This is a genomic window from Rhodococcus sp. NPDC003382 (genome assembly GCF_053589135.1).
The window spans coordinates 1-12,454 of sequence record NZ_JBSFRH010000084.1 but is presented as its reverse complement, the minus strand read 5'-3'; the positions used below and the strand labels follow the sequence as shown (position 1 = coordinate 12,454).

Annotated in this window: 11 protein-coding genes; 5 read left to right on the top strand and 6 right to left on the bottom strand. The window is 65.9% G+C overall.

Going from position 1 to position 12,454, the window contains the following annotated elements; translation table 11 throughout:
- Positions 1–213: 213 nt before the first annotated feature.
- Together ACWDUD_RS30155 and ACWDUD_RS30150 are read left to right on the top strand one after the other, a co-directional pair.
- Positions 214–1,434: a phosphotransferase family protein gene (locus tag ACWDUD_RS30155; RefSeq protein WP_197250745.1), complete on the top strand. Its 1,221-nt coding sequence runs from the start codon at positions 214–216 to the stop codon at positions 1,432–1,434.
- Positions 1,434–1,940 carry a hypothetical protein gene (locus tag ACWDUD_RS30150; RefSeq protein WP_197250744.1) on the top strand — a complete coding sequence of 169 codons (507 nt, stop codon included), beginning with the start codon at positions 1,434–1,436 and terminating at the stop codon, positions 1,938–1,940. The genes ACWDUD_RS30155 and ACWDUD_RS30150 overlap by 1 nt, the downstream gene beginning before the upstream one ends.
- Before the next feature lie 195 nt (positions 1,941–2,135).
- On the opposite strand, the gene ACWDUD_RS30145 is transcribed toward ACWDUD_RS30150, so the two are convergent.
- The 4 genes from ACWDUD_RS30145 to ACWDUD_RS30130 form a co-directional block, all read right to left on the bottom strand.
- A complete protein-coding gene (locus ACWDUD_RS30145; RefSeq protein WP_450111712.1) occupies positions 2,136–2,960 on the bottom strand; it encodes an enoyl-CoA hydratase/isomerase family protein in 825 nt (274 codons plus the stop codon).
- 20 nt (positions 2,961–2,980) lie between these two features.
- Entirely contained in the window at positions 2,981–3,859 is an 879-nt protein-coding gene (locus tag ACWDUD_RS30140) for an SDR family oxidoreductase (RefSeq protein ID WP_197250743.1), read from the bottom strand.
- A 13-nt stretch (positions 3,860–3,872) separates the two neighbouring features.
- On the bottom strand, positions 3,873–5,495 hold the full coding sequence (locus ACWDUD_RS30135; RefSeq protein ID WP_450111711.1) for an AMP-binding protein: 1,623 nt from the start codon (positions 5,493–5,495) through the stop codon (positions 3,873–3,875).
- 241 nt (positions 5,496–5,736) lie between these two features.
- On the bottom strand, positions 5,737–6,432 hold the full coding sequence (locus ACWDUD_RS30130) for a TetR/AcrR family transcriptional regulator (RefSeq protein ID WP_450111710.1): 696 nt from the start codon (positions 6,430–6,432) through the stop codon (positions 5,737–5,739).
- A 40-nt stretch (positions 6,433–6,472) separates the two neighbouring features.
- Here ACWDUD_RS30130 and ACWDUD_RS30125 point away from each other — a divergent pair, with 40 nt between their 5' ends.
- Both ACWDUD_RS30125 and ACWDUD_RS30120 read left to right on the top strand, forming a co-directional pair.
- The gene (locus tag ACWDUD_RS30125) at positions 6,473–7,387 is read left to right on the top strand and encodes an LLM class flavin-dependent oxidoreductase (RefSeq protein ID WP_197250739.1); all 915 of its coding nucleotides are present in this window, start codon (positions 6,473–6,475) and stop codon (positions 7,385–7,387) included.
- 86 nt (positions 7,388–7,473) lie between these two features.
- Positions 7,474–9,300, top strand: coding sequence for a PucR family transcriptional regulator (locus tag ACWDUD_RS30120; protein WP_231609972.1), 1,827 nt, complete (start codon positions 7,474–7,476; stop codon positions 9,298–9,300).
- A gap of 43 nt (positions 9,301–9,343) precedes the next feature.
- Here ACWDUD_RS30120 and ACWDUD_RS30115 read toward each other — a convergent pair whose 3' ends face one another.
- A complete protein-coding gene (locus ACWDUD_RS30115; RefSeq protein ID WP_197250738.1) occupies positions 9,344–9,895 on the bottom strand; it encodes a TetR/AcrR family transcriptional regulator in 552 nt (183 codons plus the stop codon).
- 149 nt (positions 9,896–10,044) lie between these two features.
- Here ACWDUD_RS30115 and ACWDUD_RS30110 point away from each other — a divergent pair, with 149 nt between their 5' ends.
- Positions 10,045–10,572: a thioesterase family protein gene (locus ACWDUD_RS30110; RefSeq protein ID WP_450111709.1), complete on the top strand. Its 528-nt coding sequence runs from the start codon at positions 10,045–10,047 to the stop codon at positions 10,570–10,572.
- Between the two features lie 126 nt (positions 10,573–10,698).
- On the opposite strand, the gene ACWDUD_RS30105 is transcribed toward ACWDUD_RS30110, so the two are convergent.
- Complete coding sequence (locus tag ACWDUD_RS30105; RefSeq protein WP_450111708.1) at positions 10,699–12,354, bottom strand: class I adenylate-forming enzyme family protein; 1,656 nt, start codon at positions 12,352–12,354, stop codon at positions 10,699–10,701.
- Between the last annotated feature and the right edge of the window lie 100 nt (positions 12,355–12,454).

Below are 12,454 nucleotides of genomic sequence, written 5' to 3'. Positions count from 1 at the left end.
GAATCAGTCTGTGTCCGTGGAGGATCGGCGCGATAACCGCTGCCGCCCTCGTGCTTCTTCACCTACAAGCCCCCGCCTGGTGAGAAAACCTCACTGTTCCGATACGAGCGTGGCACCGCCGTCGGCTACGGCGAGATGGGGGACATCTTCGGCTTGGACTACCTGGCCGAGCGGATGTCCCGCCACGGCCGCGAGAAGTAGGAGCAATCTCGAATGACCAGCGCAACCCTGCCCCTGCCCGACCGAGACTGGGCCGACGACCCGACCGACGCCCAAATCGAACATCTCCGCGCGCTGTATCCGACCGAGCCCGAAGTGGATCGGACACTGACCCGCAAGATGAAGCGCCGCGCGCTCGGCCCGTACCGGCGGATGGACCTCGACGAGTTCGTCCGGCATGTCGAGTCTTTCCTCTCCGCCCGCATCGACGACCCCTTCCGGGTGTCGGATGCACGATGGTTCACCGGCGGTGTGTCCAAGATTCAGATGGGATTCACCTTGCACCGCAAGGATTCCGAGTCCTGGGTGAGCGAACGGATGGTGGTCCGGATGGATCCCGCCGAAGGGTCGAATGCCACCAGCCGGCTCCGTGAGTTCGAGCTCGTTGGCGCCGTGCAGGGCACGATCCCCATCCCCCGTCCGCATTTCATCGACGTCGAGGGGGAATTCTTTCCGGAACCCGCCTTGTTCTACTCCTATGTCTCCGGGGTCACCAAACCGTCGGCGACCACCACCGGGAAGATCAGCGGTCTGGGCACGAACTTCGGCCCGGGCGCCCGCGAACCACTGGCCGACCAGTTCATGTCCTCTCTGGCGGCCCTTCACACCTTCGATCTGTCCGCAACGACGTTCACCAGCCTCAGCCGACCCCGGATCGGAACCGACGACGCGGCGCGGTGGCTCCTCAACCAAGCTCGGCGCACGTGGGAAGAAGACCGGGCGGAGGACCTGCCGCTCATGGACGTGGCGGAGCAGTGGATGCGTCACCACCTGCCCGCGCTCGACCACGTCGGCATCGTCCACGGTGACTACCGCAGCGGCAACTTCCTCTACGACGAATCCACCCTCGAAATCACGGCCTGGCTCGACTGGGAACGCGGCCATCTCGGTGACCGGCACCGCGACCTCGCGTGGACCACGCAGTCCACCTTCGGCCACTACGACGAGGACGGCCGCTACCTGGTGTGTGGACTGGTCCCCGAAGATGACTTCTACCGACGTTACGAGGACGCCACCGGTCTGGCCGTGGATCCGGAGAAGATCACCTTCTACAAGATCCTCAACGCGTATCAGATCGTGGTCTCCACCCTGGCCTCGGCGCATCGGGTCGCCAAGCTGGGCAAGTCGCATCAGGACGTGGTCCTGTGCCGGGTCAAGGGCATGGCTGCGGTCGCAGCCGACGAGCTGAACACTCTCCTGAGCGAGGTGCTGTAATGGATCACTCGCGCAACACTCTCGGAGCTCTGCGCAAATCCCTGGTCGACGGCGTCGCGCCGGCGGTGGACCGGTCCGATCCCCTTGCCTCCGAGCAACTCCCCCTCGTCGTCGACTACCTGGAATTCCTGGGTACGCGGATCTACCGGATCCACGAACGGTCCCGGTTCGAGCTTGGCGAGTATCTCCGAATGGCCGAGGGTTTGCTGGCGCGGCTGCCGCAGCCGGCGACCGCCACCCTCGCCGAGCACATCGATGCCGGCAGGACTGCACGCGAGTCCGCGTCCACAGGCACCACCGAGCTCATCGAGTGGGCCGGCGCTCTTGCCACCGCTGTGAGCACAGTCGTGCAGGACGAGTCGCTTCCGGACGACGTCCGCCGAGCCTTGGGCCGGTGGGTCGTCGAATCCTCCCGACCGCTTCTGGCCTTCCAGCGATCCTGGTACGCGCCGTTCGGGTTCGAGGCCGACCGCGGTCGGCTCCGGAGCATCGACGAGTTGCTCTAGACAGGATGCTGCACACCACGTGTGCGATGACCTGGGCCCTCATCCGTCGAGGTGTGGGCCCAGGTCCGGCGCATGTGCGTGATGGCGGACAGCTCACAGCGGGGCCAGCGGATCTTCGCTTGTCGTCGCTGGGAGTCCGAATCGATATCCACACAGCGAGCGCACCTTACGGTTTGCTCGCCCGAGCATTTCGGGTCACACCGTCTCGGTCTCGAGCGCAACCGGATGGGTACCGGCCCGGCCCGGGTCGGTCTTGTCGAAGAACTGAGCCGATCGCTCACGGATGGCGGGGTTGTCGCCGCAGAGTGCGTAGCCGAGCAGGGCTTCGAGTTTGAGTTGGTCGTCGAGGGGCCGGCCGATGACCTCGAAGATGGTTTCTTTTGCCGATTCCATGGCCTTCTGATCGTTGCGCAGGATCTTGGCGACGAGGTCGTTGGTCGCGGACTCGAGGTCGTCGTGGGGCACGACGCGGGAAACCAGGTTGGCGTGCAGGGCGCGCTGAGCGTCGATCGGCTCACCGGTCAGTTCCATCTCGAGGGCGATACCGACCCCGACGGTGTTGACCAGACGCACGATCCCACCGTCCGCCGGGTGCATGCCTCGGCGCAGTTCGAACGAGCCGAATTGTGCTTTGTCCGAGGCGATCCGGATGTCGCAGGCGAGGGCGAGCTCGAGCCCTCCACCGAGGACCCAGCCGTTGAGTGCGGCGACGATCGGTTTGTAGATGCGGTGCTGGCCCCGGGTGATGCCGCCGGCGAAGCCGTCGGGCAGTTTGTTGCGCGCGAGCATCGGGCCGCCGTCGCTCCACGTCGGGACGTGTGTCTTGAGGTCTGCGCCGGCGCAGAAAGCGTCTCCGGTTCCGGTGAGTACGGCCACCCGCAGGCTGTCGTCGGCGGCGAAGTCCGCCCAGATGTCGCGGAGCAGTTCGTGGGTTTCGACGTCGATGGCGTTCTTGACCTCGGGGCGGTTGAGCCGGATGTGTGCGACGGGACCGCGCTTGTCGTAGACGACCTTGGACATGATTTGTCTCCTTGTGGGATTCAGGACGAGACCGTGGTGAGGATGTCGGGGGTGGTGGAGCGGTGGAACCCGTTGAACGGTTCGTTGTGGACGGCGGGCTGCAGTTGCCACCAGCCGCGGCGGGCATTCGGTGCGCCGCCGTCGACGCGCATGCAGGATCCGGTCACGAACCGAGCGGCCGGGGACAGCAGGTAGACGATCGCTGCGGACACTTCGGCTTCGGTGCCGAAGCGTTGCAGTGGGATGCCTGGCGTGACCTCGTGCTGGATGAACTCGCGGTCCTTTTCGTCGTAGGTGTCCAGGCCGCTCGAGGCGATCGACCCGGGCGCGACGGTGTTGACCCGTACTCCGGCGGCGGCCCATTCGGTGGCGACGCTCTCGGTGAGGGTGAACATTCCGCCACGTGCCGCGGCGGAGTGGGAGAAGTGCGGCCAGCCGTGCCAGATGTCGGCGATCATGTTGACGATGGAGCCGCCGTGTTGTGACATCGAGCGGTTGAACACCTCGCGCATCACGATGAAACCGCCGGTGAGGTTGTTGCGCACGACTGCTTCGAAGCCCTTGGTGGAGATATCTTTCAGCGGTGAGCGGTACTGCCCGCCGGCGTTGTTGACCAGACCGTCGATGCGGCCTCGGTCCGCCACGATGGCGTCGACTACCGCGGCGACGCCGTCCTCGTCTCGGATGTCAGTGACGTGCGTCGATACCGATCCCCCGTCCTCGGTGATCTCGGCTTGCACTGTGTCGAGCTTGTCCTGGTTGCGGCCGACGATGGCTACGTGTGCGCCGAGAGAAGCGAGTTCGTGCGCGGTGCAGCGGCCGATTCCGCTTCCGCCGCCGGTGACGACGACCGTCTGTCCATCGAAGAGATTTGGTGCATATATGGATTCGTAAGGCATGGTGACTCCTTCCTCAGGCGCGGTCGCCGTACTTGGCGCGCAGCGCAAATTTCTGGATCTTGCCGGTCGCGGTGCGCGGGAACTCGTCGACGTACTCGACGCGTTCGGGGACCTTCCACACGGCGATCTTGTGTTCGTCGACGAGGTGCCGCCGCAGGTCGTCGACGGTCAGGCGGGTGTCGTCTCGCGCCACGACGACGGCGCAGGCGCGTTCTCCGACCGCCTCGTCGGGCAGTCCGACCACGGCGACGTCCGCGATGGCCGGGTGCTGCAGCAGGGCCTCTTCGACTTCACGGGCACTGATGTTGAACCCGCCACGGATGATGATGTCCTTGATCCGGCCCGTCACCCGCAGGTAACCTTGCTCGTCGATCCGGCCCAGATCTCCTGTGCGCCACCATCCTTCGGAATCCTGACCTTCCGCCGTGAGCTCGGGCCGGCCCCAGTACTCGAGCATCCGTCCCGGACCGCGGTATCGGATCTCGCCGTCGGTTCCGGGGGCGGATTCTTTCCCGTCGACGTCCACGATTCGCAGTTCCACACCGGGTACCGGTGCACCGTCGGACGTAGCGACGCGGTCGACGGAATCCTCGGGTCGGCAGACTGTTGCCATCATGATCTCGCTGGAACCGTAGGCGCTGACCACGCGGCATCCCGACAGCCGGTCCTGGGCTTCTTGCACGAGGGAGGTCGGGATGGCGGCGCCGGCAGTGAGCCAGAACCGCAGCCGTGACACGTCGTGAACGGCCGGGTCGTACGCGTCGAGCAGCATCCGAATGAACGGTGCCGGACTGGCGGTGCCGGTGCACCGGTAGGCGCCGATCCGCTCGAGTGCAGCGGTCGGACTGAAGACGTCGAGCAGGTGCGCCTGGGCCCCGGCAATGGTCGGGGCCATGACACCAAGGGTCAGTCCCAGCGTGTGGGTGATCGGGGACGGCACGAACATCACGTCCGACCGGTTCATCCCGAGAACCGGGACCGCCTGGGTAGGCAAGAACGCTGCCGTGTTCCAGGTGTGCAGGCAGCCCTTGGGGCGGGATTCGGTGCCCGAACTGTAGAGGATCAGATGCGGGTCGTCCGCGGACGGCGCCGGCGGCAGGGCCACGTCGTGTGCTGCCGCGAGCAAGGCGGTGAGATCGAGGCCGCCGTCCGCGCCGGCCGCGCGCACCGTGACGTGGAAGGACACCGTCGGGACCTCGGCGGCGATGCGTGCTCCCATCGCTGCGTGGTCGAATCCGCGGAATTGCCCCGCAGTGACCAGACCGATTGCCTGGCAGTTTTCGACGATGAACCGGACTTCGTGCTCGCGGTAGACCGAGACCACCGGCACCGTGACGGCGCCGAGCCGGGTCAATGCCGCGTAGATGAGGAAGAACTCGTTCCAGTTGGGGAGCTGGACGACGACCCGGTCTCCGGGGCCGACGCCGAGTTCCCGCAGGGCGCAGGCGAGATTCCATGCGCTGCTGCGGAATTGGCCGTAGGTGTATGCACTCGTACCGTCGGAGAGGTACGGCTGGTCCGGATCGACATCGGCCCAGTGGTCGATCGCGGTGACGAAGGTCGAGCGGTTCCAGTAGCCGGCCTCGTAGTAGGCGCGCACCTGGTCCTCGAATCGGGGATCTGCGCTGACAGTCATGGGATTGCCCTTCTGGCTTCGACGCGGCGCGCTCCCGCCGCGTGAAAAAGTTATACCGCATTAACTATCAGACCAAAAGGGTGAATTTTTCGGACGCAGACCACGCCCACCGGGCGGTGACGTACGAATAGAACCAGGTCGTGGGCACATCAGCAGCAGCCCCACGATCGACTGGCGAAGAAATTTGTTATTCCGCTTTAACAAACTGGCGGCATCGGTGGAGAACCCGGCCCGCCGCTGATCAAGAACCTTCGACCGGAAGACCGATCACGGCATAGGCCGCCCGGCGCAGCATGGCCTTGAGCCGGTCGTCGGACATGCCCACGTTGTGGACGAGCGCCGACTGGATTGTTCCGATCGTGGCGTGGACCAGAACCCGGGCGGCGGACTCGTCCAGCGACGGATCGAGCTCTCGCACGACATGCACCCACTCCTCGACATACTGGCGCTGTTTGCGGCGCAATCGCATTTGGTCGTCGGGTGGAAGGTGCTCTACCTCGCGGTAGTACACACGCGCGAACTCACGCTCGTCGACGACGAAGTCGACCTGACGTTCGATGAGAGCGCGCAACGCGGCGGGGATGTCTTCCCTGCGGCCGACAATGACGTTCTCCTCGCGCAGCAACCCGTCGAGGGAGCGATCGAACAGAGCCAACAACAGCGTGGCCTTGTTGTCGAAGTGACGGTAGACCGCCGCACCGCTGATCCCGACGCGGGCGCCGATATCCGCCATCGACACCGCGTGGAAGCCCCGTTGAGCCACCAGCTCGGCTGCTGCGGCGAGGATCTTCTCCTTACGGTCGGGATCGCGGCGACGAGCCAACGGTGCGGCATCGGTCATGGCCTCGGATCTCCGGCGTCGTTCGGGCAAGCGGACGCTCGAAGCATAAAGGTCGACCCGTTCCCGACCGGAAGAGGCACTTGCCACGAACAACATTTGGCCTTACGGTCAGTCCATAGCTACTGAAAGGGTCGAAATGGTGCTCCGCGTCGGTCTGTCGGTCACAGACTCCCTGCTGGTCCCGGACCCGCTCGCACGGCGGCGACTGCTCACTTCCGCCGCCGATGCCGGGTTGGACCACATCACCGTGGGTGACCACATCAGTTTCCACGGCGGTACCGGCTTCGACGGGATGGTCTCCGCCACGTCGGTGCTCGCGGCCCACGACACGCTCTCCGTCGTCATCGGTGTCTATCTACTGGGGCTGCGGCATCCGATGCTCGCCGCACGCCAGATCTCGACCATCTCACAGCTCGCCCCGGGCCGGTTGGTCCTCGGCGCGGGAGTCGGCGGTGAGGACCGCTCCGAGATCTCCAACGCCGGGGTGGATCCCCGCACCCGGGGGCGCCGCTTGGACGAAACACTGGAGGTTCTCCGAGCGTTGCTGTCCGGCGAAGAGGTCACCCACACCGGAGAGTTCTTCACCCTCGAACGTGCCCGGATCCTGCCCACGCCCCAGCCAGCCGTGCCGATCGTCATCGGCGGCCGAGGCGACGCCGCCATCCGTCGAACCGCGAAGTACGGCGACGGATGGCTCGCCATCTTCTCCACGCCCCGCCGATTCGCCGAAACCCGCACCGCGATCCTCGAGGCCGCCGCCCGAGAGAACCGCACTCCGAGCACTTTCGGTGTCAACGTCTGGTGCGGTCTCGACGACGATGCCGCCACAGCCGACCGCCTGGTGGGCGAGCAGATGCACGCGCTCTACCGCCTGCCCCGGGACAAGTTCCGGCACCTGGCACCGGCCGGCACACCCGAACAGGTTGCAGACTGGCTGCGCGCGTTCGTCGACGCAGGAGCGGACAACATCACGCTCGTCCCGGCCGCCACCTCGATGGAGGCTTCCATCGAGCATGCCGCCGCCGTGCGGAAACTGCTCGTCGAAAGCTGATCTCGCCGCGGCGACGGATCCCGCACACCGGCCTCGCAGCGCAGGTCGTCGGCACGACCGACCAGGACGACAAGGAGGCGAGCACCATGACACCCCCTGCGCCGGCCTCGGCGGCACTACCCCGGTTGCTCGGCGGGTTGCTTTCCCGGGCAGCCACGCTCGCCGGTTTCGCGTCCGCAGACGTGCTCGTCTCGGACGACTCCCGCGGCGTGCTCCTCCCCCTTCCCGGCATCGGAACCGCGTCGACACCGCGCCGCGTTCGGTCGGACTGCCCGCTCGTGCGTCGTGCACTGAACTCCCCCGACACCGTGCACGCATCGGGCCGATCGCTGTCCGGAACCGACCTCGACGGACCCGGTGTCGCCCGGATGTGCCTGCTACGACTGTCGAACGACGGTGCAGAACCCACTCGCCTCCTCGTCCTCACCGATGCCGATCCCACAGCCGAGTTCACCGACCAGCAGAGAACCGCCCTCACCGCGCTCCGCACACTGCTCGACGACGCCGCCACCACCGCCCTCGACACGGAAGAACACAAGCGGCGATGGCGGGACCTCGAGCAGAGCCGGCGACTGGCCGCCGAACGAACCTTGGTCGACGAACGTCTCGACGACGCCGTCACCGCGGTCGACTGCATGTCTGCGATCGTGCGCACCTGTTCCGCGCTCGCCGGCAAGTCCGTGCTGCTGTTCGACCGACGCGGCCGCACCATCGCCGCCGCGACCCCCGACACGGCCGGCCACGTCACAGCACCGGCGTTGACGGACATCCTCCGCGCGCACAACCCCGGAACAGTCACCACCCCCGACCCGGTCGTACTCGCGGCCGGTCCCACCACCGGATTGACCCGCCGCAAGATCGTCACCCCGGTCGTCGAACGCGGCGAACACTTCGGATGGCTCGTGATCGACGAACATCCGTCGCCGCTGAGCCCGACGGACGAGTACACCGCCGCCCGCAGCGCGCGCCGAATCGGCGCCCAGTTCCTCGTCCAACGCCGCATCGCGCGGGTTGCATGGAACGCGAAGTCTTCCCTCACCCGCCAACTTGTAAGAGGCACCGGGGCTTTGGATGATCTGGCGGCCGGCGGTGAGTATCTCGGAGTGAACATCCACGCTCGGCGTGTGCTGGTGTACATTCTGGCTTCCCATCACGACCTCGCCGATTCCGAGCGCGTGCTCGCCGAGTGGATGGAACGAGATCTCGGCGTCGAAGTCCTGTCCACCCGTGGATCCGAAGGCATCCTGCTCCTGGTCGAAGCTCGCGAGAATGTCGGCGCCCTCGCGACCGTCGCGAACGTCAAGGATGCCCTGGCGCGCGCCGCGAATTCCCTGTTCCGGTCGCAGGAGTTCATCGCCGGCGTGTCCTCCGTCTGCGAACCCACAGCGCTGGCCCGCGCATACCGTGAATCGCGTGAGGCCGTGCTCTGCATCGACCGTTTCACCGACCGTACGATCCACCGCATCTTCGCCGTCGACGACCTGGGACCGGCACGCCTGTTCCTCGCCCACGGTGAAATCTCGGCGGTGCGGCACTTCGTCGACGACATGCTGGGGCCACTGCTGCGCGGCGCCCCCGGAACGGCCGACCTGCTCCACACACTGCAGTGCTGGTTCGACACCGCACGCAACGTGCGCGGTTCGGCACAGCGACTCGGCGTTCACGAGAACACGGTGCGCCTGCGGCTGGCACGCGTGCACGCCCTGACCGGACTCGACGTCGCCGGCAACGCATCCGACCAATTGAGCGCCCAGACTGCGCTGCTCGTACTCCGCCTGCAGGGCCACCCCGCGCTCGAAACCCATGATGGCAACCGGGTCGCCCCCGAAGCGAACACCGAACCTGCAGAAGCACCCCGGCACGACCGGCCTGCTCCCTCTGGTAGCCCGGCAAAGGACCGAAGATCGGCATGACCGACCCGCACCGGCTCGAAGCGCTTCGTCACCGGCGCCGGGGTCAGCCGCGGAAGGCGTCGAGTCCCTCGTTTGTGAGACGGACGATCAGATCGGCCAGTCCTGGGGTGCGGCTGACCTTGGTCGGCCAATAGGCGATCGAGAAGATCGTGCCGAGGCAGGACTGGGTTGCCACGGCAACCTCCGCCGACGTCGCTGTGGGGAGGCACCGGGCCACCGCGCTCTCCCAACAGTCGACGTAGAGCTTGCGCCGGCGATTGACCTTGCGACGCCAAGGATCCACCAATGAGCGGTCCTCCCGCTGGGTCACATTCACCAGGTGCCGGTGCCGGATCGCGAACTCGACATGATGGCGAACCAGACGCTCGAAGTCGATGTCGGCATCGTCGTCCACAGGCTCGACGGCACGGATCAGCTCGTCCATTGCCTCGTCGAACAAGGTGGCCAGGATCTCGTCCTTACCGGAGAAGTGCCGGTAGATCGCCGGACCCGTGAGACCCGCGCGAGCACCCAGCTCGTCGACACTCGTACCGTGGAATCCCTTTTCGTAGAACAGTTCTGCGGCTGTATCGAGAATCTTCCGGCTCCTGTCCACTCGACGATTCTAGCACGACGTGTGAACGATCGTTATTGTGAAGGAACCGCTGCCGGCGATTCGGCGCGACCCGAGAAACCAACTCAGATCAAAGCACCTCCACGCGTCGGCAACTGACCGCGTCATGATGCACCCCCGACAGGAGACCGATGACTGCCCCCGTTCCCACCTACGACCAAATCGTGCAGCTTCCTCGCGAACTCGGGCCACTGGTCGTCCCACCGCAGTTCGAGGACGCGAACGGTCACATGAACATCCGGCACTACCTGGACCTGGGGGCCGAAGCCATCGACATCGCCTTCCGCCGGATCGGCCTGACCGATGACTATCGTGCGACCCGCAGGCAGGGCTTCTTCACCGCCGAACATCACCTGAAGTACTACGCGGAAGTACACGTCGGACACCGGGTTTCGGCATACTTCCGGGTCGTCGAACGCTCCGACAAGGTCATCCACGGCATGGCTCTGCTCGTCGACGACACCACCGAGTCGCTGGCGAACACGCTCGAGGTCGTCGCACCCCATGTCGACCTCACCACCCGACGCGTCGTTCCGTTCGCCTCGGACATCGCAGGCGCAGTCGACCGAGAGCTCGCGGTCACCGAGCAGGCCGATTGGTTGGCGCCGGTGTGCGGAGCGATGGGGATAAGGTCGCGGCGCAACAGCTCCACTCGATGACCAGCGCGTATTTGTCCACGATCACGCTCCGGCGCACCTTCATCGTTGCCGTGACCACATCACCGCCGGGACGCCACTGACCGCTCGACCGATCAGTGATCTGCAGCCGGAACACCTTCGAACATCTCAGCATTCCCTCGTGAAGAGCTCGCGCAATTTGTATTTCATGATCTTGCCGCCGACGGTTTCGGGCATGCGATCGATCACGACGATATCCTTCGGGGCCTCGTATCCCGCCAGCCGCTCCCGCGCAAACGCGAGGATGCCCTCCACGTCGGCTTCTCGACCGGGCGCGACGGTGACGACGGCGGTGACCTTCTCACCCCAGACCGGGTCGGGCACGCCGATCACCGCGGCCCGCAACACGTCGGGATGGGTCACGAGGACACCCTCCACGCGCAGACTCGAGACGTTCTCACCGCCGGACTTCACGATGTCCTTGAACCGGTCCACCATGATCTGCAGGCCGTCCTCGTCGTACATGCAGCTGTCCCCGGAGTGGAACCAACCGTCGCGGAACGCCTCTCGTGTGGCTGCGACGTCCCCGTAGTAGCCGGCGGTGACCACCGGGCTGCGGTAGACGGCCTCACCGGCGATGCCCGGCCTTCCGCGGAGACTGTTGCCGTCGGCATCGACGATGTCGGCAGCCAACAGCGGATTCGGCACGCCGACGTAGTTGGTTCCGCGGAGCGACTTTTCGAATTTGCCCGGATGCCGGTCGGGCCAGAAGCGATAGCACGACATGGCCTCGGTCTGCCCGAAGACTTCGAGCATCTTCACCTGCGGTCCGCATGCCTTCGCCAGGTCTTGCGCCATGCCCGGATTCATCGATCCCCAGGCGAACATCACCACGGTGAGGGAGGACAGATCGACGTCGTCGTACTCGAGGCCACGCGTGGCGAGCTGCTGGACCCAGGCCGGGGACCCTGCCCATACGGCGGTGACCTTCTCCGTCGTCACGGCGGCGGCCAGCGCCGCCGGATCGGGGCGACGGCCGAGCACCATCGTGCCACCCGCCAGGATCGTCGGCAGGATCGTCGAGTTGTGGCCGCAGTGGTAGAGAATCGGCAGGAAGGTGCACGTCGTCAGGTCCTGTTCGTAGTCCAGGCCGCGGGTGAGCGACATCGCGTACGAGAAGCCGGCCATGTAGGAGTACGTGTGCGTTGCCATCGATGCCTTGGGCATCGACGTGGTACCGGAGGTGAACAGGATGCTCCACACGTCGTCGGCGTGCCGGTTGCCGGACGGCTCGTCGGCCGGCTGCTCGGCGATCCACTCGGCGAAGTCGCGGCTGCCAGCGACGATCGGACCGCCGATCGGGATGGTGACATTCACACACAAATCGGCCCGTGCGAACACCTTTCGGGCCTGTTCACCGAACTCGCCGTCGACGACGGTGAACCGGACACCGACGTGCTCGACGACCCACTCGAGAACGTCGGGGGCGAGGTGGGGATTGACCGGCACCGCCACGAGACCGGCCTTGGCGATACCGAACATCGTCACCACCGCCTCGACGGAGTTCTCGCAGTAGAGCAGAACCCGTTCACCGTCGGTCAGACCCGCCGCGCGCAACGCCTGTGCGGTGCGATTTGCCGCGTCGTCCGCCTGTCGATAGGTCAGGCGCCGGAAGCCGTCGGTGGCGTACGCCCCGGCCCAGCCGACCAGTGCGTCCTTGTCCGGGCTGCTCCAGACGAGCCGCTCGAACAGGTCGCCCACGACCATCCGATTCCAGCGCTGATCCGCGCGGCGGCCGTGCAGTGTGGTGACGTCGAATTCCATGAGGTTCACTGAGGTTTTCTCACCAGGAGTTCGCTGACGGCGGCCGGGGACATTCGGGCGGTGTGGCGTGAGATGAGGACGTGGGGTCCTACCTGGTAGA

Bases quoted from the DNA above. Each gene is read 5' to 3' on its own strand.
- ACWDUD_RS30155 (WP_197250745.1), top strand. From the start codon at position 214: ATGACCAGCGCAACCCTGCCCCTGCCCGACCGAGACTGGGCCGACGAC.
- ACWDUD_RS30150 (WP_197250744.1), top strand. From the start codon at position 1,434: ATGGATCACTCGCGCAACACTCTCGGAGCTCTGCGCAAATCCCTGGTC.
- ACWDUD_RS30145 (WP_450111712.1), bottom strand. From the start codon at position 2,960: ATGTCCAAGGTCGTCTACGACAAGCGCGGTCCCGTCGCACACATCCGG.
- ACWDUD_RS30140 (WP_197250743.1), bottom strand. From the start codon at position 3,859: ATGCCTTACGAATCCATATATGCACCAAATCTCTTCGATGGACAGACG.
- ACWDUD_RS30135 (WP_450111711.1), bottom strand. From the start codon at position 5,495: ATGACTGTCAGCGCAGATCCCCGATTCGAGGACCAGGTGCGCGCCTAC.
- ACWDUD_RS30130 (WP_450111710.1), bottom strand. From the start codon at position 6,432: ATGTTGTTCGTGGCAAGTGCCTCTTCCGGTCGGGAACGGGTCGACCTT.
- ACWDUD_RS30125 (WP_197250739.1), top strand. From the start codon at position 6,473: ATGGTGCTCCGCGTCGGTCTGTCGGTCACAGACTCCCTGCTGGTCCCG.
- ACWDUD_RS30120 (WP_231609972.1), top strand. From the start codon at position 7,474: ATGACACCCCCTGCGCCGGCCTCGGCGGCACTACCCCGGTTGCTCGGC.
- ACWDUD_RS30110 (WP_450111709.1), top strand. From the start codon at position 10,045: ATGACTGCCCCCGTTCCCACCTACGACCAAATCGTGCAGCTTCCTCGC.
- ACWDUD_RS30105 (WP_450111708.1), bottom strand. From the start codon at position 12,354: ATGGAATTCGACGTCACCACACTGCACGGCCGCCGCGCGGATCAGCGC.